Annotated in this window: 18 protein-coding genes; 6 read left to right on the top strand and 12 right to left on the bottom strand. The window is 41.5% G+C overall.

Annotated features, from left to right (window positions below; all coding sequences use genetic code 11):
• Positions 1-24: 24 nt before the first annotated feature.
• Positions 25-1,137 (bottom strand): cell division protein ZapE, encoded by a 1,113-nt coding sequence (gene zapE / locus KQP93_RS02945; RefSeq protein ID WP_217875756.1) that lies wholly within the window; start codon positions 1,135-1,137, stop codon positions 25-27.
• 58 nt (positions 1,138-1,195) lie between these two features.
• Between zapE and rsuA the strand changes: the two genes are divergently transcribed.
• A complete protein-coding gene (gene rsuA / locus KQP93_RS02940; protein ID WP_217875755.1) occupies positions 1,196-1,894 on the top strand; it encodes a 16S rRNA pseudouridine(516) synthase RsuA in 699 nt (232 codons plus the stop codon).
• 154 nt (positions 1,895-2,048) lie between these two features.
• The gene (locus KQP93_RS02935) at positions 2,049-3,623 is read left to right on the top strand and encodes a methyl-accepting chemotaxis protein (RefSeq protein WP_217876733.1); all 1,575 of its coding nucleotides are present in this window, start codon (positions 2,049-2,051) and stop codon (positions 3,621-3,623) included.
• Positions 3,624-3,683: 60 nt separating this feature from the next.
• Here the strand turns inward: KQP93_RS02935 and KQP93_RS02930 are convergent, their stop codons facing one another.
• Together KQP93_RS02930 and KQP93_RS02925 are read right to left on the bottom strand one after the other, a co-directional pair.
• A complete protein-coding gene (locus KQP93_RS02930) occupies positions 3,684-4,466 on the bottom strand; it encodes a YggN family protein (protein ID WP_058585861.1) in 783 nt (260 codons plus the stop codon).
• A 105-nt stretch (positions 4,467-4,571) separates the two neighbouring features.
• On the bottom strand, positions 4,572-7,001 hold the full coding sequence (locus KQP93_RS02925) for a zinc-dependent metalloprotease (protein WP_217875754.1): 2,430 nt from the start codon (positions 6,999-7,001) through the stop codon (positions 4,572-4,574).
• A gap of 160 nt (positions 7,002-7,161) precedes the next feature.
• Here KQP93_RS02925 and KQP93_RS02920 point away from each other — a divergent pair, with 160 nt between their 5' ends.
• A complete protein-coding gene (locus tag KQP93_RS02920; RefSeq protein WP_217875753.1) occupies positions 7,162-8,130 on the top strand; it encodes a class 1 fructose-bisphosphatase in 969 nt (322 codons plus the stop codon).
• A 40-nt stretch (positions 8,131-8,170) separates the two neighbouring features.
• On the opposite strand, the gene KQP93_RS02915 is transcribed toward KQP93_RS02920, so the two are convergent.
• Positions 8,171-8,494, bottom strand: a complete 324-nt coding sequence (locus KQP93_RS02915; RefSeq protein ID WP_217875752.1) for a hypothetical protein — start codon at positions 8,492-8,494, stop codon at positions 8,171-8,173.
• Positions 8,495-8,537: 43 nt separating this feature from the next.
• Between KQP93_RS02915 and KQP93_RS02910 the strand changes: the two genes are divergently transcribed.
• The 3 genes from KQP93_RS02910 (at position 8,538) to KQP93_RS02900 (ending at position 13,294) form a co-directional block, all read left to right on the top strand.
• Positions 8,538-8,894, top strand: a complete 357-nt coding sequence (locus tag KQP93_RS02910; protein WP_217875751.1) for a DUF5522 domain-containing protein — start codon at positions 8,538-8,540, stop codon at positions 8,892-8,894.
• A 180-nt stretch (positions 8,895-9,074) separates the two neighbouring features.
• Positions 9,075-11,507 (top strand): TonB-dependent receptor, encoded by a 2,433-nt coding sequence (locus tag KQP93_RS02905; protein WP_217875750.1) that lies wholly within the window; start codon positions 9,075-9,077, stop codon positions 11,505-11,507.
• A gap of 248 nt (positions 11,508-11,755) precedes the next feature.
• Positions 11,756-13,294 carry a tetratricopeptide repeat-containing sulfotransferase family protein gene (locus KQP93_RS02900; RefSeq protein WP_217875749.1) on the top strand — a complete coding sequence of 513 codons (1,539 nt, stop codon included), beginning with the start codon at positions 11,756-11,758 and terminating at the stop codon, positions 13,292-13,294.
• On the opposite strand, the gene KQP93_RS02895 is transcribed toward KQP93_RS02900, so the two are convergent.
• From KQP93_RS02895 to KQP93_RS02860, 8 genes are all read right to left on the bottom strand, one after another.
• Positions 13,269-14,108 (bottom strand): sulfurtransferase, encoded by an 840-nt coding sequence (locus KQP93_RS02895; RefSeq protein ID WP_217875748.1) that lies wholly within the window; start codon positions 14,106-14,108, stop codon positions 13,269-13,271. The two genes, KQP93_RS02900 and KQP93_RS02895, sit on opposite strands and share 26 nt — an antisense overlap.
• Positions 14,108-15,178 (bottom strand): capsular polysaccharide export protein, LipB/KpsS family, encoded by a 1,071-nt coding sequence (locus tag KQP93_RS02890; RefSeq protein WP_254907709.1) that lies wholly within the window; start codon positions 15,176-15,178, stop codon positions 14,108-14,110. Before KQP93_RS02890 ends, KQP93_RS02895 begins: the two co-directional genes overlap by 1 nt.
• 144 nt (positions 15,179-15,322) lie before the next feature.
• On the bottom strand, positions 15,323-15,730 hold the full coding sequence (locus KQP93_RS02885; RefSeq protein ID WP_217875746.1) for an adenylyltransferase/cytidyltransferase family protein: 408 nt from the start codon (positions 15,728-15,730) through the stop codon (positions 15,323-15,325).
• Positions 15,727-16,794, bottom strand: a complete 1,068-nt coding sequence (locus tag KQP93_RS02880) for a CDP-glycerol glycerophosphotransferase family protein (protein ID WP_217875745.1) — start codon at positions 16,792-16,794, stop codon at positions 15,727-15,729. The genes KQP93_RS02885 and KQP93_RS02880 overlap by 4 nt, the downstream gene beginning before the upstream one ends.
• Before the next feature lie 84 nt (positions 16,795-16,878).
• A complete protein-coding gene (locus tag KQP93_RS02875) occupies positions 16,879-17,298 on the bottom strand; it encodes a group I truncated hemoglobin (RefSeq protein WP_440590097.1) in 420 nt (139 codons plus the stop codon).
• On the bottom strand, positions 17,298-18,131 hold the full coding sequence (locus KQP93_RS02870; protein WP_217875744.1) for a DUF3034 family protein: 834 nt from the start codon (positions 18,129-18,131) through the stop codon (positions 17,298-17,300). The genes KQP93_RS02875 and KQP93_RS02870 overlap by 1 nt, the downstream gene beginning before the upstream one ends.
• Entirely contained in the window at positions 18,118-20,433 is a 2,316-nt protein-coding gene (locus KQP93_RS02865) for a bifunctional diguanylate cyclase/phosphodiesterase (protein WP_217875743.1), read from the bottom strand. The genes KQP93_RS02870 and KQP93_RS02865 overlap by 14 nt, the downstream gene beginning before the upstream one ends.
• Positions 20,423-21,073 carry a methylamine utilization protein gene (locus KQP93_RS02860; protein WP_054561014.1) on the bottom strand — a complete coding sequence of 217 codons (651 nt, stop codon included), beginning with the start codon at positions 21,071-21,073 and terminating at the stop codon, positions 20,423-20,425. Before KQP93_RS02860 ends, KQP93_RS02865 begins: the two co-directional genes overlap by 11 nt.
• Between the last annotated feature and the right edge of the window lie 37 nt (positions 21,074-21,110).

Raw genomic sequence — 21,110 nt, 5'->3', positions numbered from 1 at the left:
AAAGGCGCATGTTTATTGCGCCTTTTATCTTTTCCAGCTTTGCATCTCGACTAATCGAGACTCAGTACGTGCATATTCAAAGGCCAGTTTTTGTCCTTGATATAAATCGCTTATACCCAGCTCGGCCGAAATCACCAGTAATCGGTTGCGATCATAAAACTCATCAACCAAAGCAATAAAGCGCCGTGCTTCATCATCTAAAAAATGTTCTTGTAAGTCCTGCTTTTCTCGCTGATAACTATCTTCAATGCCGTGCACAATTTGTTTGCCTGTTGCTCCTCGCCCCATCACCGGCACATTGAGTAAATACACCCGCTGAAAGCGCTCTGCTAAATAAATATAATCCGCGGTGCTTCTAGGTCCTGAGCAAAGCGTCATAAAATCAAACATAATAGCGTCTTGAGCTTGCATTAAACAGCTAAGCTCGCGGTGGCAAACCTCTATCGTTGTTTGCCTTTGTACTGCTTGCTCTTGCTGCAAAAAGCGCTCTGTTAGCGCCTCTTTGTTATCAATAAAATAATGTTCGGTTTGTTTGCCAAAACGAAAGCGATGATCGGTGTCGCCTTCAACACTTAAAACATGGCAATGCCCATTTAATAAGTCGATAGTGGGTAAAAATCGTGCTCGCTGTAAACCATTGCGATATAACTGCTCTGGTTGGCAGTTCGACGTTGCGACTAACACTACTTGCTGCTCAAACAGGGCTTTGAATAAGCCACCCAAGATCATGGCATCGCCAATATCAGACACAAAAAACTCATCAAAACAAATCAAGCGAATGTGCTCTGCCCACTCTTTAGCAATCACCGTTAGCGGATTTTTCTGCCCTTGCAACTGAGTTAAGCGCTCATGCACTTGCTTCATAAAATGGTGAAAGTGCAAACGCTGCTTAGCTTCAATGTTAACAAGCTTGAAAAACACGTCCATTAACATGGATTTACCACGCCCTACTGGGCCATATAAATAAACCCCTTTTATTGGCTTAGCGCTGTGCCACCAATGGCTTGGTGCAGCCAGTTCTGTGGCTAGATTATCAAGAGCATTTATCGCTGTGCGCTGGGCACGGTCTTCTTGCAAATCACCTTTGGCTATTTGCGCTTGGTAATGCTGTAATATTTGTCCTTGCTGTACTGTCATAGGTAACTAGTATCCGCTATACTCGCCGCCATTGTAGCCGACTAAAAATGTGATCCCAATGAAATTTCCATGCCGTTTAGATAAATTTATTAGCCATATTGCTGAGTTACCGCGCAGTAAGACCAGAGCTGGTATTAAACGCAAATACGCCACTGTTAATGGTGAGGTGATTACCTCATTCGATTTGTCTGTAACACAAGATGATGATATTCGCTGGCAAGGTGAGCCTCTGGTATTTCTAGGTAAGCGTTACTTCATGCTACATAAGCCAGCAGGCTATGTATGTGCCAACAAAGATGACCTTCACCCGACTGTATTCGATTTACTTGATGAGCCAAACATGAGCGACTTTCATGTTGCAGGTCGCTTAGATATCGATACCACAGGGTTAGTGATCATCACCAATGATGGCGACTGGTCACATAAAATTACAGCACCAAAGCACAACAAATTCAAAACGTATTTAGTTGAAACTCAAGAACCTATTGATGATGAAGCGATTGCAGCGTTAGAGCAAGGGGTGCAATTGCACAACGAAAAAGAGCTAACTCGCCCTGCGATTGTTGAAAAACTTGCAAGCTACAGCTTACGCCTTTCAATTTGTGAAGGTAAATACCATCAAGTTAAGCGAATGCTTGCCGCTGTAGGTAATAAAGTTGTTGAATTACATCGTGAAAAAATAGCTGACATCACACTTGATGAAAGCCTTGCAAGCGGTGAATATAGAGCCCTTACAGAAGCCGAACTGAAGCTCTAAATAGGTACTTGAGCAAAAGTCATGATAACGCTGTCATTTTTCCTTAATAAAACCAGACAAACGTGGTAAAAGTTAACAGGGGAAATAATAAAGGAGGCTGACTGTGTTATCAGGACTAGCTTTAAAAACAAAAATCACCTTATTTGCTATCGCTATGTTTATTGCGTTATCTGCGATAGCGTTACTTGGCTTACAATCTTTACGCCATGCCAGCGAAAGCGACAACATCGCGCGTATCAACCAGCTCATGAAGAGCACCACCAATATTGTTGAGCAATTTGAGTTGATGGTTAAAAACAATCAACTCGAAGAAGCACAAGCAAAGAAACTCGCTATTCAGGTGCTTCGTGAAAATAAATACCACGACTCAGAATATGTCTACGTCGTCGACAACAACTTAGATTTTGTCGCCACACCGCACGACCCAGAACTACACGGCACCAGCTTTAACGATTTTAAAGATGCCAGCGGCAACAGTATCGGCCGTATGGTCGAAAATCTCGTGGGTAACACTACCAATAAAATCATCACCTATCACTGGGATTCAGTGCGAGATGGTGAAACCGTTGATTTAACCTCTGTAGTACAAAAAACACCGCTGTTTGGCTGGTATGTTGGTACTGGTATTAGCGCTAAAGAAGTTGATGAACGTTATTGGAATACCGCAAAGTGGTTGCTGGGCTTATCAATGCTTATTGCCATTGCACTGACCTTTGCCATTGCTCGTTTTGGTTCATCGCTTACCAATGCCTTAGGCGGCGAAATTGATGAAGTAATCGGTATTGTAAAAAACGTCTCTCGTGGCAACTTAAACTCACATATTCGCCAAGATGCCCCACCTGAGAGCATTATTGCTGCCATGCATTACATGCAGCAAGGTTTACGTGGCGTTGTCGGTGGTATTAAAGGCGTTACAGATAGCTTAAAAAATCAAAGTGTTGATAACGAATCACGCTCTGTTGAGCTCGACAAACTGACTCGTAGCCTAAACGAAGAAACCCAAATGGTTGCTTCAGCTATTACTGAGTTAACAGCCTCAGCACAAACCGTTGTGGAACATGCTGAACAAGCAGCTTATTCAGTGCAAGAAGCTGAACAACAAGGCCAAAGTGCCAGCCACTTAACCAGTGAGGCAGCTGATACCATTGCGCTTTTAGAGCAGCAAATTGACAGCGCTGGTAATAACATTCAAGTACTTGATGATGAGGTAAATAACATCGCAAATGTGCTGAGTGTTATTCAAGGTATTGCCGAGCAAACTAACTTACTTGCGCTTAATGCTGCAATAGAAGCTGCCCGTGCAGGTGAACAAGGACGAGGCTTTGCGGTGGTTGCTGATGAAGTCCGAGGGCTTGCTCAGCGCACGCAAACTAGTACTGAAGAAATCCGCAATATGATTGGCAAGCTGCAAGCTGCAACCCAAGATGCCAAGTCATCTGTTTCGCTTAGCATTAGTACCAGTGAACAAACCGTTGAAAAGTCGACTAGAGCCAATGAAGAACTAAAACGCGTTGCCAGTTCACTGAGTGCAATCGCGCAAATGAGCCACCAGATAGCCATCGCTGCAAAAGAGCAACTTGATGCCGGTGAAGACACAGCTAAACGCATCGTAACTATCTCAGACACGGCTTCACAAACGGCTGATGTATCAAATCAGGCCCATACAGCGACCGATTTGATCAAAGGTCTTACTAGCAATTTAGAAACTGAAACCGCTAAATTCAGTTAATTCAGCCAGTAAAAACGAGAAAGCCCAGCAACTGCTGGGCTTTTTCGTTTTAAATTCGCATTAAGACTTTATTTGTACCAAGTCAAAATCGGCCATACCAGGCACCATTTGTTGTAAGCGCGATTCAGTGACATCTAATGAGTTCAAACACTCACAGTACTCAGACGCTTTCATCTCTAACTGCTCAGCTTTCTTTTGCAGTGATTTGTCAATTTCAGTTGAGATAATATCCATACGCTGCCCCATATCATTGATACGGTCTTCGATGTTACCTTCGCGCGATTTAAAAGCATCGCCTAGCGAGACTAAAATAGCGCCAAGTGAACCATGGACTGCAGAGTGAATCTTTTGGCTGATTTCTTTGGTAAAAAAGTCATCAATTTTCGACAGCGACTGCGGGGCAATAAAGAAAAAGTCATCACCACGCTTAAATTTATCCATCAGCGCACGCTCAACATATTGCAGCTGAGTTTTTAGCACTTCAGGCTCTTTGTCTGACATGCCCTCAACAACTTGCTCGATGGCACTTAAGCCAAGGTTTACACCATCGGTCGCCAAGTCAACAAGTTCAGGGACTGTTTGCCTGATACCGCGGCTGAACTGCTCCACAACTTTGCTTTCATCTGGGCTTAAATCAACCCAGTAACCTCGTATAAACAATTGGTTATCGTTGTTGATCTGTACGCGGGTTTGACCTTTATCAACAATACGAATGACATCATCGGTGATGATTAAGCCATGGCTTAGCTCTACATCGCATTGTTTTTTTTCTAGGGTTGCGTAACTGGAAAAGCTAGAGAATGTAATGGCCGCTGCTAACAACGAGCGAGAAAAGAACGCCATATACACCTCAAAAAGACAAAAAAGGAAGGCCGCTAGATTAGCAAATATCCAATTTTATGCAAGTAAAACGCCTAGCTATGCTAGGCGCTTTGAAGTAAAAATGGATTAAATTGGCGAACCCGGTGGCATTGGCAACACTTTAAAGTTTGCAGGCCATTCACCGCTTTCTAAAAAGAGGCTGATTTGCTCGCTTAAATATTGCTTAAATGCACTGTTGCCAACGGATGCACTGCCTAGCATTGATTCTTGCTGGTAACTCTTTGCAAGTTTAGCTAAGTAGTAACGAAGCTGTGCTTGTACTTCGGGTGCCACCTCATTGCTTGCTACTAAGTCAGCAAACTGTTTTGCTGTTAAAAGCTGCACACGTTGGCTAATTTTACCCGCCATCCCTGAGGCAATTTTTTGCTCAAAAACTTGCTGATAAGTTTGTGCTAATAGCGTATCTAAACCATAAAATGCATCGCTTCGTGCTTGCTGCTGCGCTAAACGGTTAATGCGTTGGCTATTAAAAAGTAAGCTCAAGCTATGTGCTGCAGCAACCTCAGGCAGTGCCATCGCATCAAGCGTTAGCCCTGTGCGACCAACAATACTTTCGCGTGATTTAGATTCACCATACGCTTTTGGTGGAATAAGCGCTAATACTGACTCAGGCAAAACAAGGTTCTCAGCTTTTAATGTCGCAAGTAAGGCATCCACTGCAGCTTGTTGTGTTTGCTTTGCCACAACCTGCGCCCCTTTTGGTTGTGAGCCATCACGAACTTCATATTCGTAATTCACACCAGCAATTAGTTTAACCGCAGCCTCTACTTGATAGCGATGGAATAAATAAAGTGGCACCAGCATTTCTTCTAATTGCGATAAAGCAGTGCCTGTTTTGATGTTTTCGATACCAAAGCTCGTCAGTGCTTGTTTACGAACATCAAGTACACGCATTAGCTCATCACTTGGTGAACTGCCGTTATCCCATAAATGCCCTGTTGGGTGAGCACCACCTTGAGCACGGGCATCACTGTCTGAAATAAATTCCAGCCCTTTGCTTTTGTTCTCAGCTAAAATTGCGGCCAATTGCTGTGCTTCATCTTGATTGGTGAAGTCGCTATAACCGTATTTGACCACTTGGGTATCCCACACGCCCATGCCAGCAGCATAGCCACGACTTACATCTAATTTACCTTGCTCATTAAAGCTCAGTAGTGGGTGTGGGTAATCCATCACAGAGGCTCTGTCTGCCACTGACGCTGCAAAGTTATGCGAAATACCTAAAGTATGCCCGACTTCATGGGCACTTAATTGACGAATACGATCAAGTGCCATGGCTTGTAAACGCTTAGCCACTTCATTGCCCTCAAAATATGGGGCTGCTAATGCTTCTGCAATTAGGATGTCTTGACGAACACGCAGTGAACCCAGTGTCACATGACCTTTGATGATTTCGCCTGTTCGAGGGTCAATCACTGAGCTGCCATACGACCAACCACGGGTTGCACGGTGCACCCATTGAATTACGTTGTAGCGAATATCCATAGGGTCGGCATCATCTGGGAGCACTTTAACAATAAATGCGTTCTTATAACCTGCTGCATTAAAGGCATCATTCCACCATTTAGCTCCATCAAGTAACGCTGTTTTAACTGGCTCTGGTACGCCCGGATCTAAGTAATAAACAATCGGCTCAACGGGCTCGCTGATTGGCAGGCTCGGATCTTTTTTCGCTAAACGATGACGCGGGATGTAACGCACATACATAGACTCACCCAGCGCTGCCGCATAATCTTTGTGCTCAATGCTCCAAAAACCTGCTTGAGGGTGGAATTTGCGAGGGGTGTAGTTATCGTCCGGTAACTCAATTAATGAGTGATGCATATGTACTGTTAACGCGTAAGGGTCTGCGCTCACTTGGCGAACATACTTACCCGGGTTATTACCTTGAAAAGTAAGCACGGCTTCTAATTCAGTATTTTTTTCAAACGCTTTTGAGCGTGCTAAATAAACTGCACTGCGGTTGCTATCTAAGTTAAAACTTCCCTGCCCGGTTGCCGATAAACGACGGCTTACACCATGAACATCGCTTAATAAATAAGGGGTGTAATCCACAAGTACAGCAGTGTCTGACTGAGCTACAACACTGAAGCCCGCTAAAATACTTGATGCGAACGCCTCTTTAATACTTTGTTGTTCCGCAAGGTTATTAGTATTAGCACGGTAATAAGTATTAATAGCTCTTAGCATCACCTTATCGCCAAAACGCTCAAATTGAACTAAATGTGTGTCACCTAACTGACCACGATCTAAGCCAATATCATTTGAACCAACACCGTAAGGTAGGCTTTGTTGTAATAAAAATTGTTGCTCGAGTTTATCCACCTCAAGATACAATTTGCCGTTTTCTGTATCGTAGTAAAATGAAAAATAGCCTGAAAAATGTGTCATTTTTTCAGTAAAATCATTTATAGACTTAATTGCTGCGTGTGCTTGAGTTATCATAGTAAGTAGCACAGCTAAGAGCAGATATCGTAGTAATGGTATTTTTTGCATAATCTTATCTTTGTTATTCGCGTTTTAAATACTGTATAGGTATTAAGCAGTATAAAGTACCGCCAAGAAAAATCAGCTATTTAAGACGAAATTCAGCGCTTGCTAAGACATTCTCTCTCACACTAAAAATGTCTGGCTACAACGTTATCAGGAAAATAGAATGCGTAGACTCCCACCGGTATTGTTAGAAGATGGTTGCCCTCGTGAACTGATCTCATTGATCAGAACGGTACTTGCGGCATGTAAAGAAATTTCATTTCGTGTTGGTCAAGGCGCCCTATCTGGCGTATTAGGCTCAACCCTAGACGAAAACATTCAGGGTGAAACACAGAAAAAACTCGACGTTCTAACTAACCAACTTTTAAAAGATATTTTATTAGAATCGGGCTACGTAAAAGCCATTGCCTCTGAAGAAGAAGACTTCACCGTTGCGGGTAATCCAGATGCCAACTACATTGTTGCATTCGACCCACTTGATGGCTCATCAAATACTGATATCAACTCACTCGTTGGTACGATTTTCTCAATTATGGCGGCGCCTGAAGGTTCAGATCCGGCTGATCCTAGTATTTTTATGCAACCGGGTAAAAACCAAGTTGCAGCGGGTTATGTATTATATGGCCCATCTACCGTGCTGGCGTTAACAACAGGCAAAGGCACACGCTTTTTCACCTTAGATAAAACACACGGTACCTTCTTATTAACGCAAGATTTTGCGAGCGTGCCTGAAGAGACTAGCGAATTTGCAATCAATGCTTCAAACCAACGTCATTGGCAACCGGTAATGCAAAATTACATCAATGACCTAATTGCTGGTGATACAGGCCCTCGTGGCCGTAACTTCAACATGCGCTGGATTGCGGCAATGGTAGGTGATGTGCACCGTGTATTATGCCGTGGTGGTATCTTCACTTACCCAACCGACACGAAAGATCCAAATAAACCTAACAAATTACGTTTATTATACGAAGCAAACCCAATGGCAATGTTAATCGAACAAGCTGGCGGCATAGCTTCTACAGGCACTGAGCGCATCATGGACATTCAACCTGACGCAATTCACCAACGTGTGGCGGTGATCTTAGGTTCGAAAAACGAAGTGGAAACCTGCTTAAGCTATCATAAATAGCAAGCAGTAAATGCCTTAGGCTGAAAGGTATAAAATTCTTTCAGCCTAAAGTCACTGCTAATAACTTCTTTAGCGTACTTGTACTCAACCCACCCATCTGCTCGTTATTACTTAGCGCATAAATAGCCCCTTCAACGGCACTTTCGTCGATGTCTTGGCGAGACTCAACTACATTTGCCCAAAGTTCTAATTCATCGATATCTATTTCGCCGTCTATAACACACTGTAAAACCTGACAGAAAACATCTTGCGTTAGAATATACACATCTCCTTGTGTGTCTGGAGTACTGGTAATTACTGAGATTGCCTCAAATCGGTTATCACCAAAACGGGCAAACTCATCTAATGCGTCTAATTTATCCATTTGCTATGCTTACCTTTTCAATCTCAAAGCATCTTTTTACTTAATGACAACCCTTACTTGCTCACAATGCAAAGCAACGCTTAACTGCCAAGCCGACAATATTAATGCCTGTTGGTGTAGTGAGCTGCCCAACATTTTACCACTCGATGAGGCAGCAACAGAATGTTTATGCCGAGACTGTACTATAAAAAAGATAAATTCATTTTTATCTAAACTTTACCAGCAACCTCTTGAACAGCAGCTTGCCTTTGCTAAGCCTTATTTTACTCAAGGTAATTTAATAGAAAATCTCGATTACACCATGCAAAACAACTACATGGTATTTAGCCGCTGGTTCTTTTTAAAACGCGGCCATTGCTGTAGTAATGGCTGTACTGATTGCCCTTATTCCGATAGCTAACCCCTTACAGAGTATTTATTCAATTATTTTGCATTTAATTGCAAATAACGCATGGACGATAAGAATAAAAATACATTATAATTAGATATAAATTCACTAAATCATCAAGTTTTAAGCTTAAATCACTAGTAATGTCTATTTTTTAAGCATAAATTTACTGTAACTAAGTCGGAATCAATCATGAACACTTTTAAGCCTGCTCTACTTGCAAGTGCAATTTCTGCAGTTTTAATCAATAGCAATATGGCGTTTGCTGCAGAAGATGCTATCGAAGTTGATAAATCAATTGAAACTATTCAAATTACTGCAACACGACGTGCAGGCTCTGTGCAAGATGCACCGCTTAATATCACAGCGCTCAATGGCGATGTAATTAGCGACCAAAACATTGGCGATTTAGAAGATGTCGCACGCTGGGTACCTGGCTTAACAATTTCTGATCAAGGTGGTCGTGAAGGTTCTCCGATTATCGTTCGTGGTTTGAATACAAATACCTCTGACCGTATTTCTGATAGTGGCACAGTGGCAACCTATGTTGGTGAAATTCCACTGAGCATCGACTTACGTTTAACTGATGTTGACCGTGTTGAAGTGCTAATTGGCCCACAAGGTACACTGTATGGTGCAGGTACTTTAGGTGGTGCAATTCGTTACTTACTAAAGCAACCTGAGCTTGATATCACCGAAGGTAAGGTTACAGGCGATGTATTTAGCATTAACGAAAGTGACGGCACTGGCGGTGAGTTTGGTGTGGTATTCAATACGCCGCTAATTGAAGAAAAACTAGCGCTTCGTGCTAGCTTAAATTATTACGATAACCCTGGTTACATTGACTACACGCACGTGGTTCAAGAGCCAGGTGTATCAAACCCAAACCCTGACTTTTCAGACAGCAGCGATGTAAATGCCAACTTAAAAAGCGTAAGCGATGTTAACGATGAGCAAATCACCACAGCACGTTTATCACTTCGCTGGCTTGCAACCGAAGATGTTGATGCAACGCTTAACTACTTCTATCAAAAGCAAGAAAATGGCGGTAACTCGACATCGCAATACGGCTCTCTTGCTGATAGCAGTGCGCTACAAGGGATCCCTGGAAAATACGAAAACGTAGCTCGTGTACTTGAGCCTGGTGAAGAAGAAAACGATTTATTAAGCTTAGAAGTAAAAGCAGATCTTGGTTTTGCTGAGCTGGTATCTGCATCTGGTTGGTCTAGCTATGAGCAATCTGGACAGCGCGATCAAACTGATCTACTTTACGATATTTGGTCAGGTTATGCCGACTTCCCTTCTTTTGTTGGCTACACGCATGATACCTCAGATCGCGATACCTTTACGCAAGAACTCCGTTTAGTATCAAATAGTAATAGTGCTTTTAACTGGATTGTAGGCGGCTTCTACAACAAAGTAGAAAGCTACTCAGATGACCGTGAGTACACGCCGGGTCTGACTGAGTACTGGGGTGGCGGTATTCCTAATGTTGAACAAGATCTTGAGTACATTCTAATTTCAGATAGTGAAACCACTGAAAAAGCAATTTTTGGTGAAATCGGCTACAGCATCACAGAGCAGCTTGATGTAACTCTAGGTGCACGTTTTTACGAATACGATGTTTCTACAACATCAGGTTCTGCTACACCACTTTATTCTGGGGATTTTGATTCACTCGATAATCTAGCTATGGAAAATGTAAGTGCCAGCGATAACGGTAACTTATTCAAGTTTAATGCTAACTATACATTCGATAATGGTGTACTTGCTTACTTTACTGTGAGTGAAGGCTTCCGTATTGGTGGTGGTAACGGTATTGCTCCTTGCCCTGATGTATTACCTGAGCAACAAATAGTTTGTGCCCTGCCAAACGAAGAAGATTACAAACCAGATACAACAGTCAACTACGAGCTAGGCTTTAAGTCATCATGGTTACGTAACCGCCTACATTTCAATGCGGCACTATTTAATGTTGATTGGAAAGATGCGCAAGTGGGTAGCAGCACTGTAAATGGCCAAGAGTTAATTACCTCGAACGCAGGCTCTGCTAATTCTAAAGGTGTTGAGCTTTCTACTCGCGCTATGATTGGTGATAATTGGGCTGCATATGCGACATACGCTTATGCAAAGGCTGAATTGACCGAAGATGCGCCTTACTTATTTGGCGTGTTAGGCGATGACTTAGCGCAGTACCAAAGCTATTATGATGGTGCTAAAGGCGACCGTTTACCGGGCGCTCCTGAGCATCAATTCTCATTTGGTCTTCGTTACGAGCAAGATATCCTAGGCGATAAACTATTAAGCGTTAACTACGGTATCACAGCGCAAAGCGATGTGATCACCAAAGTAGGCTTAAAAGCAGACGGCGAAGTATTACCTGGTTATGCACTAAGTAACTTATCTGCCAAAATTACTGGTGATATGTGGTCTGCAACGCTTTACGTAGACAACTTATTCGATAAGTACGCATTCACTTCTGTACGTCGTGATAAGTCTTGGGCTGGTATGTCGCAATATGCTGAGCTTAATAAAGAGCTACCTGAGCTACAGCGTGTTTATGGTCACTACACCACAGCGCCTCGTACTATCGGTATGAAGTTTAGCTACAACTTTGAGCTGTAATTAAACATCCCCATAAAAGCCTTGCCACCTTCAGGCAGGGCTTTTTAATACCAATTCGCTTAATTAAGTGGTCTATTTTGAGGCAAGAAAACCTCGTTGATAGCAAGGCAAAAATTTTGTTATTTAGTTGTTCTAAATCAGAAATTTTTAACGCAGCTAGCGACAGGTTTAATCCCTCAAAATGATTAAGTATTATTGCGGGTTGGTATAAAATTAAGTATTCTGGTGAATTGGTATACTATGCGCTTATGCTAAATGATACCCAACAAGCGCTTCGCGCTCATATCCAACAGTTGTTAAGCAACAAAAAACTAACCGATGCACATCACTTACTTGTGCAGCGGCTAAAACAAAATCCTGAAGACCACGTTTGTTACTTTTTACTTAGCGAAGTCAACACCGCAGCTGGCGATATCACCAAAGCGATTAAGCTCCTTGAAAAAGCGCTAAGCCTAGCCCCTTTTGCAGTTTATCATTTAGCACTTGCCAAGTTATACGTACTGTTAGGCAAAGTAAGTAATGCAGCTGTGTATTATCAAAGCGCATTACAAACAGCTGACTTTAGTGGCGCAGACTTTGATACATTAGCCAACATTGCGACCCGTTTAGGGCATTATGACGACGCTCTTAACTTGCAACAAGCAGCCTACCAGCGCAATAAAGATAACCCTCAAATTAGCTATAATTTGGCGGTGAGTTATAAAATTCACGGACTATTCGATGAAGCTAAAAGCTTGCTTCAGCAACTAACCACAAAGCAACCTAGCTTTTATCAAGCCCACTATTCTCAGGCTGAACTCAATACTGTTATAGATGCAGAGCAACATATCCAAAAACTACAAGCCTTGGCGGATAAAGAAAAAAGCATTGTTGAACAACAAGTTTATTTTCATAGTCTTGCTCTTAATTATGAGCACCTTAATGACTACAAAGGTGCATTTAAATACTTTGCACTAAGTAAGCAAGCCATAGCCGGTAAACTTAACTATCAAGCAAGCCAACATCACCACTTTTGTCAAAAGCTCATTACTCAAAGCAAACATCAAGCACCAGCAAGTACTGACTCTGAGTTCTCACCCGTTTTTGTTGTTGGCATGCCCCGCTCTGGCACAACCTTAGTTGAAAAAATCCTTAATCAAAGTACACAGCTACGAGGTATTGGGGAATTAAATGATATTGCGCAATTGATACAACACGCCACGCAATCAGCTCGTGTGATTGATAGCGAAATGCTTGATAAAGCTTATTCATCAACCGCTGTAACTAAAGCACTCGCTAGCTATCAGCAAAGAGCAAAGCTGCTAAGTGTCGGCCTTATAAGTTGTGATAAACAGCCATTTAACTTTTACTATATTGATTTTATTTTAGCGGCATTTCCTAATGCTAAAATCGTTTGTATGCAACGAGAGTGGCGTGATTGCAGCATTGCCAATTTTAGGCAGATGTATAGCCCGCAAAGTGTGTTTCATCACTACAGTTTTACACTTGAAGATATTGCCTCGTTCTATCAAGATTACTCGGCATTAGTCAGTCATTTTGCCAACAAGTATCCTGAAAATGTTTTTTTGCAAAGCTATGAGCAATTAGTAGCAGAGCCTACCCAACAAACGCAAAAGCTCTATGCGTTTTGTGATTTAAGCTGGCAGGAAAACTGCCTGACTTTTTATAAAAACAATGCAGCATCAGCCACGGCGAGTAAAAAGCAAATCCGCCAGCCACTGAATAAAAACAGTATCGGCAGCTGGCAAAATTACGCTGATTTTATTGATGCGGACCTGTTTCAATAGGTAGGTCGTGACGAGCACCCCACTCACTCCATGAGCCATCGTAAACACGTAAGTTAGCGTAACCACATTCATCGGCACACAATGCAATTGCGCAAGCGGTTACACCTGAACCACAGCTAAACTGCAACTGGGTATGATGCGGCGCTATATGTTGCTCAAATAATGCCTGTAACTCGCTAAGCAGTTTAAGCTCACCATCATTCAATACAGTTGACAGCGATAAACAACGACTATTAGGAATATGACCACTGTGCATGCCTTCACGCGGCTCAGCGTGTTCACCGGTGAATCGCTTATAAGGGCGAGCATCGAGTGTTAGTGTACTTTGTTCATCAAGTGAGTTAAGTACTTGCTCAGCACTGATAAAGTAATCAGCGCGTGGGCTTGCAACAAAGTTGCCTTGACCAGTAGCAGCTGAATAACTTGCTTCTGTAGCAAAGCCAAGTGCCTGCCACTTAGCTAAACCGCCACTTAAAACTTTTACGTTATCAAAGCCCATGGCTTTAAACATCCACCACGCACGCGCTGAACTGAATAAGCCTTGGTCTTCATAAATCACAACCAGAGAGTCTTGGTTAACCCCAGCAAGCTGCATATGTTCTGTGAACTGCTCGCTACTGCACATCATACTTGGTACAGGATTACTGTTATCTGCCAGCGTCTTTTTGAAATCAAAACGCTGTGCATTAGGCAGCATAGCCTTAGGTGCATACTCACCCGGTAGACCAGGGCGCACCATTCCAGCATCAAATATGATCAAATTTTCGAGGCTTAAATGCTCGTTAAGCCACTCTGGCGAGACGATGTTCTTCATTAATTTTCCTTTTGCGATAGCTGTGCAAATGTATCTTGCTGAGTTAAACGCTTTTCGACCGCTTTAACATGCTCAGTCGCACATTCTTTCCAAACACCGGGCAAGCAATACACATGCTTTAAGTAGGTAAAAAACTTATCTCTCAGAATACTGTTAGGCTGCCAGCCGTTCTGCAATTTTTCTAAGCACTTAACCAAAGTAGCTTGTTCACTTGCGTGTAGTACAAGCTCATCAATATTGTAACAAGCAAGCCCTAAGGTAATGACTTTTTTATCAAGTAGTAAGGATTCTAAACCAACGGTTGAGTTAATAGTGATCACAGCCTCAGCGCCATTGATGAGTTCTTGAGTACAATTTCCGTTCGCAAAAACTGCAACACTATCTTTATCGTACAAGTGCTCATAATGCTTATGCCATGAAGGGTGCTCTTTAAAAACGACTTTAAGCTCTGGGTCATTTAACTTATTTACTGCTGAAACTACAGCTTCGTAATACTCTTCCATTGACTTAAGCCAAGGAGAGTAACATGCTATTTGGGTATCGTGTGGAACTTGAAATGGCACAAATAAGTATTTTTTGGGTAACTCAATTGCGTCAAACTTGCAGCGCTTTTTATGATTTGCTCTTGGGATTAAATCAGGTGCAGAGAATGGTAACTCCCCTTGCGGATCAAAGTTTAAATAAAATTGACTATCTCGCGGTACAGAAGCCGCAAAGTTAATACCTTTAGGATCTAAGCTTGTTGTTCCGGGCAGTAACCCATTTTCATAGTAATAGGTGGTCACTCCTAACGCCTTAGCAGCCATACAAACAGTAACATTCGGTAATTTATTACCATTCCAAATGACTAAAGCTTGTGGCGATTCTGACTTCAATAAATCATAATACTTAGCGAACCGACACCGCTCCACCAGCAGCATCAAAGCAGAGTAACTTTTAATTATTAGCGGGTTATTCCATAAACTATTACGCGCTTGTTTACGTAATAGTTGCTCCGAAATTATTTTACTAAAATCAATTTGTATTGCCTTACTAAAGTATTTAAGAGCAGCAAATCTAGGTAAGCCCATGCAGTGCACTTTACTCTTTAAAGGCAGTTTCCTAGTCAGTTCTTTGTAATAGCGGGCGTGCACATTGTTGCGAGAGATAAATAAAAAAGCCATATACACATCTTATTTTTGATTGAACGTAAGCGCATACAGCTATTATATTAATTATAAATGACAGTTTGAAGGTTGCCTCACAACTTCTATTATTTCTGTTGTAGAGATAGAGGGAGTACGCTCTAAATAAGTTACATCACAAAGTTGGCTAAATTGATCAAATCGACCAGCCCAATCGTCCCCCATAACTAGCAAATGAGCTTGATGATCTTTGATGTACTCACCTTTTAATTCTAGAGAATGCTCTACAAATACTTCATCGACACACTTCAATGAACTAATAATTTTTAGCCTATCAGCTTCACTATATACGGGCTTTCGACCTTTCTTAGAGAAATTTAGTTCATCGGAAGATACACCAACTATTAAATAATCTCCCAACGATTTAGCTCGTTCTAAAATATTGATGTGTCCCACATGGAAAATATCGAACGTGCCAAATGTAATTACCCGTTTCATTGGTGCTCCTCTAAATAAGATACAATTCTCTTAGCAGAGTGACCATCCGTAATACCTGCCAGTTTATAGACTATTTCTTTTCTTTTTTCTTTAAATTCGGCTGTTTCATTAAAACTTGAAGTTAATAACTGCTTTAAATCTTTATAACTTCCTGCACGAGTACATAGCTCATTGAAGTATTTGATATCTTCATCAAGTCGAGCTTTTAACCTATAAGAAAAAATACCTCTGTAAGACCAGCGCAGCTTATAGAAATCACACCAGATAACAGGCTTTTCTAATGCTGCAAACTCAAATATGGCTGACGATGCATCAGAAATCATTATATCAGCAAGTTCTAAAAAAGGAGTAAGGTCAAAATCGTACTCATTTGCAAGGTAAACATTCTTAGCGCTAGCCCACTTTTCAAGCTTTAGACGTTGTTTTTTATATTTTTTCTTAAACAAACTAAAGAAGTGAGGCTTAACGATAATATTAAATTCATCAAAATGCTCAGGAAAATCATCGCTAAAACATTCTAAAGAACTTGGATAAAAAGTAGGTGCATACAGTAAGGTTTTCTTTGTTGGATCTAGGCCTAGGTTTTTGAGGTTAATAATACCTAGAGTCTGATTAAAAATAGGGTCTAATTTTGCATAGCCACTATCAATAAAGTTACCTTCGGGGTAAAGCTCTCTTAAACGTTGCAGTCGGTGTTCACCTTCAACAAACCGTACTGTCATTTTGTTGTTCGATACGTCGTAATAACACTGCTTTGGACCTATACCATGCTGCATCAGTACGGTCTTTTTATTTAAATCCTCAGCACCTGCGAATGTATTGCCAAACACAACCCAATCTGCACCTGAGTTCTGATAAAAGTCAAAGGTTTCACTTGTATTTGTTAACCACTCTGCAACTATTGCATTTTTATCTATAAAATTACGACATACAGCACGACTTCGCTCATCCTGCTCTTCATAGAAAACCATAGAAATTTTGTAGCCTTTTGCTTTTAACTCCTTTAAAACAGGCAAGTACTGTGGAATGTAATATAGATGCTGAACATCAAAATATAACCGCATTATTTACAACTTAATAACTTCAACCAAGAGCTATTGTACATAAATTACATTTTTGTTTCAGCCCACAATTAAAGTTTGTTTTAGCTAAATATCAATTACCTCAGGACGAAGGGGTGCTAGGCGACTAAGGATTTTATTCTGTACCGTTTGCGGGACCTGTTGTTCGTCCATGGCATTAATCAATAGCTCTACTACGCGGTTAAAGTCTTTTTCAGGGATGTTCATTCCGGTGTGGATATCAACCATATCATCGCCTTTGTATTCACAAGGGCCGCCGGTGACGCTACACAAATGAGTAATAAAACCTTGTCGAAAATGGGCGACATTCGTTTGTTTAAAATAAGCTAAAATTTGTTCGTCACGGCCTATTTGATTAATAAAACTATCAACCAGTTTTTCAATACCTTGTTCGCCATTAATTTGCTGATACAAGGTGTTATTGTTGCTACTTGCACAACCAACTAACACAACGGCAAATACAAATGTAAAAAGTGTTTTCATCATTACCAATACCCTGTTACAGAAAGATACCAACCTGTTTGATCCTCAGCCCCAGCAATACTTCCTAAGTCTAACCAAGCAGCAGTGACACTAACATACTTATTAGGAAACCAAGCAACAAACACATCCTGCCAATCTTGCTCCCCTAAGCCAAGGTTATTGGACTTTTCACGATACTCAACACCCACAGCTATTTGATGGGTTAAAAACACCGCGGTAGATGCTTCAAATAACAATTCTTTATCGCTATCAGGGCCGCCAAAGCCTAACAAACCTAGCTGATTAGCATCACTATAACGAAAGGTGGTGTTCCAAAACCAGTTATACCCAGCAAGCGCCCCTAAATGTAATTTACTAGCAGCAAGATATACATCGGTACCGCTGGTATCTTTGGCACCAAGTAGGTTTGCGATACTGCCGTCATCCAGTGATTTATGTTGTACACCTAGGCTCAGCTGCGGCCATTTACTGTAAACGATATCGCCGTATAAGCGCACTTTTGCCCCTGTAATTGATTGCTCAATATCGGTATTTAATGCGGGAACTTCGAAGCGTTGCTCTGCGTAACTAAATTCAACGCGATCATAAATATTTAGCTGCGCGCCACAAACATCTAAGCGGTAATCACTCACATCAGCGCGGCTGCAAAAACCATTTATTGCTACTTCATCATCACTTGCATAGCCTGCAAGCTGTGCCCAAGGAACAATACCACCACCCGCACTACCTTCAACCTGGGAGACTCCGGGCGTTGCTAATAATTTACCCGATGCTGCCAACCCTGAACTTGCAAAAGCAAGACAAGTTAACCCAAACAACCAATTAAGACGCTTCATTGTACACCTCTAACCACTGCAAAAACTGCTCTGATTTTAGTGGTCTACTTAAATAATACCCTTGTGCATAATCACATTTATTTTGCACTAAAATATCCAGTGAATCTTTGTTTTCAACGCCTTCCGCTACAACCGAAAAGCCCAGCTGATGACCTAGAGTCACCGTAGATTGAACTATGTATTGATCTTGACGTGACTGATTTAATTGCAAAATAAAACACTTATCAAGTTTTAGCTCATCAATCGGTAACGACTTTAAGCGCCCAAGCGATGTTTGCCCTACACCATAGTCATCCAACGAGATTTTAACCCCCAAGGTTTTGAGGTTTTCTAGCGCCTTAATACCTTGCTCTTCATTCTCAATCATATCGCGCTCTGTGAGCTCAATTGTGATCAAACGCCCATTAACAGCATGTTTTTCTAACTGTTTAGCAAGATGTGAATAAAAGCTTGGGTATGCAATATCTTGCGCAGAGACATTAATCGCAGCCTGCATAGTAATACCTTGCTGTTGCCATGCAGCGACTTGAGACACTACCGTTTTCACAACCCAAGAAGTTAGCTCAACAATCACCCCTGATTGCTCTGCTAAATCAATGAACAGCTCTGGTGAAACCCACTGGCCATCTTTGCGCTGCCAGCGGATTAACGACTCAACTTTATCAATGCTATTAGTTTTAATATTTAGTTTTGGCTGATAGGTCATGAACAGCTGACCGTCGTCATCAACGAGGGCTTGCTTAAGTTCATCAATTATTGCTAGGCGCTCAAGATGTTCTTCGTCTTCACCTTCTTGATAATAATGAATAGTTTTATGCTCGCAAGATGCAGTATCAACAGCAATTAACGAGCGACGCATTAAATCCTCAGGGCTGACATTTTGCGAAAGGCAATGCACCACCCCAACACTAAAGCGTAACGTAATGTTTAAGCCTTGAATTAAGTAGCCAGCCTGTAACTGAGCAACTAACTTCATTACCGCATCTTTAAATTGTTTCGTTTCATCGGCTGGCAATAAAGTTAAAAATTCGTCACCGCCAATCCGAGCATTAACACCATTATGATGAGCTGAGTATTCACCAATACGCTCAGCAACCGCTTTTAAACAATCATCACCAATACGCGGACCTAATTTATCATTGATATGACGAAGGCCGCGGATATCTATAGCAACCAGTGTGTACTCAGCTCCTTCGGCAAACAAGTTTTCCATATTTTCTAACATAGCAGAACGGGTATAAAAACCGGTTAATGAGTCATGGCTAGCTTGAAAACTTATTTGCTGTTCACGCTCTTTGATGTCGTTACCCATGTTGTTAAAGGCATCAATTAAAGTGGTGATCTCGCTACTTTGCTTTTTACCTACAAATTCAGCTTTATAATTGCCACGGGCAAATTGCTGTGCAAGTAAAGTAAGCTTTGAAAGCGGTGTTGTGAGATTTTTAGCTAAGATACCACTGGTCAATACGCCTATCACAACCGTAATAGCAGCAAGAACAATAATGGTAAAAAACAGCTGTTCAAACTCACGATAACTCTGGGTTAGATCAGCACTCAGTAGCACAGAAACTAGGTGTCCGGGCAAAGATGGTAGTTCAACTAGTCGGTTTCTATAGACCGGCTTTTCACCAAATATGCGCTGCGTTGTCTCGTTATTAAAATGCGCTAATACAGAAGTGCTTTGTGGTTGCTTGGGCAGCGATGTCTCTACCACACCATCATCTTCACCAATAAAACTCACATCCATTGTGGTGAGGTTTTTAAGCTCTGCAGCAACAAGGTCGTTAATCTCGAATCCCACTAAACTGTAGGCAACAGTTCGAGGTGCGCGCACCGGCAGTAAAATAACTTGGTAAAGGGTTTGATCAAGTACAATGAAATTTGATTGCTCAGCATCAATGAGTAATTCATTCATCAATGCAGAAAACTCATCTGGCATATGATTAAATTCAGTATTTGCTGAAACCAATTGCCCTGATAAATCAACAAGCAACATCAAATCAGCATTTATTCGACGACTGTGGTTATTCAATACACTACTAATGGTATCGGCGTCTTGAGTTGCGACCGCTTGTTTAAAGCCAAAATCTGCGGTCAGCACCTTTGCAGCCGTTAATAACAGGCTTTCTTTAGCGCTTAAATATTGCTTAAAAACATTTTCAGCGACATTAATATCTTCACGTAGCTTTTGATCATTAAACCGATTTGTCGACCACCAGGAGCTCGCTAAACTGACTAAACTAGTTAATAAAACCAGGCTTACGCATAAGGCTATGATCCGCCCTCTTAAACTATGAATCATTATCTGCCTTAAACATCTCACCAAACGTATTACGCGGTGCAGGTTCATTGGTATTAATTGTAATATCAGCAACTTGCTCAGTTACAGTGACTGATAATTTTTTATTAATTTCACTTGCTTGGTTTGGGTGCCAAATCGTTATACTAGTTGGAACAGTAATACCTTTTAATTGTACTTTACCATCCTCTGCTGTTTTTAGTGTATTAGCGCTATTTGCGACATAGATATAACCCACCATAGAGTCGTGAATATTACAGCCTAAGACTACAACCCCGGTGTTATCAAACAACTCAGGTTTTTCTGGACGGTCAGCGTAAAGCTTAATATTAAAAGGTTTAGCACTTGAAAAAGAATAAACATGATGGCGAATATTATCGCTATTAGGAAAATCAACAGACTGCCCTTGCTGTATCACCAATACATTAGGTGAAAACTGCTTATTTACCTGATCCATCACAGCAACGGGTAATTGCGTGCTCGGTAAGTTCGCATTATTTTCTAATTCGATTACAGCATCAGCCAAAGGCTTACCAAATTGATCACGAACGGTAAATGAAATATCAGCAGCGAATGCAGTTGCTGCGCTGCACAGAACTACAAAAGAACATACCGTGCGAGCACAGTGCGCAAAAAACGTCATAATTGAACCTTGCTTAGCCTAGTTTGCTAATAAGTAT

The sequence above is a fragment of the Pseudoalteromonas shioyasakiensis genome (assembly GCF_019134595.1).
Lineage (GTDB): Bacteria > Pseudomonadota > Gammaproteobacteria > Enterobacterales > Alteromonadaceae > Pseudoalteromonas > Pseudoalteromonas shioyasakiensis_A.
The sequence above is the reverse complement of the archived record's forward strand: the minus strand, read 5'-3'. Positions and strand labels throughout refer to the sequence as shown.

Coding starts and splice junctions, on each gene's coding strand:
- zapE (WP_217875756.1), bottom strand. CDS start 1,137: ATGACAGTACAGCAAGGACAAATATTACAGCATTACCAAGCGCAAATA.
- rsuA (WP_217875755.1), top strand. CDS start 1,196: ATGAAATTTCCATGCCGTTTAGATAAATTTATTAGCCATATTGCTGAG.
- KQP93_RS02935 (WP_217876733.1), top strand. CDS start 2,049: ATGTTTATTGCGTTATCTGCGATAGCGTTACTTGGCTTACAATCTTTA.
- KQP93_RS02930 (WP_058585861.1), bottom strand. CDS start 4,466: ATGGCGTTCTTTTCTCGCTCGTTGTTAGCAGCGGCCATTACATTCTCT.
- KQP93_RS02925 (WP_217875754.1), bottom strand. CDS start 7,001: ATGCAAAAAATACCATTACTACGATATCTGCTCTTAGCTGTGCTACTT.
- KQP93_RS02920 (WP_217875753.1), top strand. CDS start 7,162: ATGCGTAGACTCCCACCGGTATTGTTAGAAGATGGTTGCCCTCGTGAA.
- KQP93_RS02915 (WP_217875752.1), bottom strand. CDS start 8,494: ATGGATAAATTAGACGCATTAGATGAGTTTGCCCGTTTTGGTGATAAC.
- KQP93_RS02910 (WP_217875751.1), top strand. CDS start 8,538: ATGACAACCCTTACTTGCTCACAATGCAAAGCAACGCTTAACTGCCAA.
- KQP93_RS02905 (WP_217875750.1), top strand. CDS start 9,075: ATGAACACTTTTAAGCCTGCTCTACTTGCAAGTGCAATTTCTGCAGTT.
- KQP93_RS02900 (WP_217875749.1), top strand. CDS start 11,756: ATGCTAAATGATACCCAACAAGCGCTTCGCGCTCATATCCAACAGTTG.
- KQP93_RS02895 (WP_217875748.1), bottom strand. CDS start 14,108: ATGAAGAACATCGTCTCGCCAGAGTGGCTTAACGAGCATTTAAGCCTC.
- KQP93_RS02890 (WP_254907709.1), bottom strand. CDS start 15,178: ATGGGCTTACCTAGATTTGCTGCTCTTAAATACTTTAGTAAGGCAATA.
- KQP93_RS02885 (WP_217875746.1), bottom strand. CDS start 15,730: ATGAAACGGGTAATTACATTTGGCACGTTCGATATTTTCCATGTGGGA.
- KQP93_RS02880 (WP_217875745.1), bottom strand. CDS start 16,794: ATGCGGTTATATTTTGATGTTCAGCATCTATATTACATTCCACAGTAC.
- KQP93_RS02875 (WP_440590097.1), bottom strand. CDS start 17,298: ATGATGAAAACACTTTTTACATTTGTATTTGCCGTTGTGTTAGTTGGT.
- KQP93_RS02870 (WP_217875744.1), bottom strand. CDS start 18,131: ATGAAGCGTCTTAATTGGTTGTTTGGGTTAACTTGTCTTGCTTTTGCA.
- KQP93_RS02865 (WP_217875743.1), bottom strand. CDS start 20,433: ATGATTCATAGTTTAAGAGGGCGGATCATAGCCTTATGCGTAAGCCTG.
- KQP93_RS02860 (WP_054561014.1), bottom strand. CDS start 21,073: ATGACGTTTTTTGCGCACTGTGCTCGCACGGTATGTTCTTTTGTAGTT.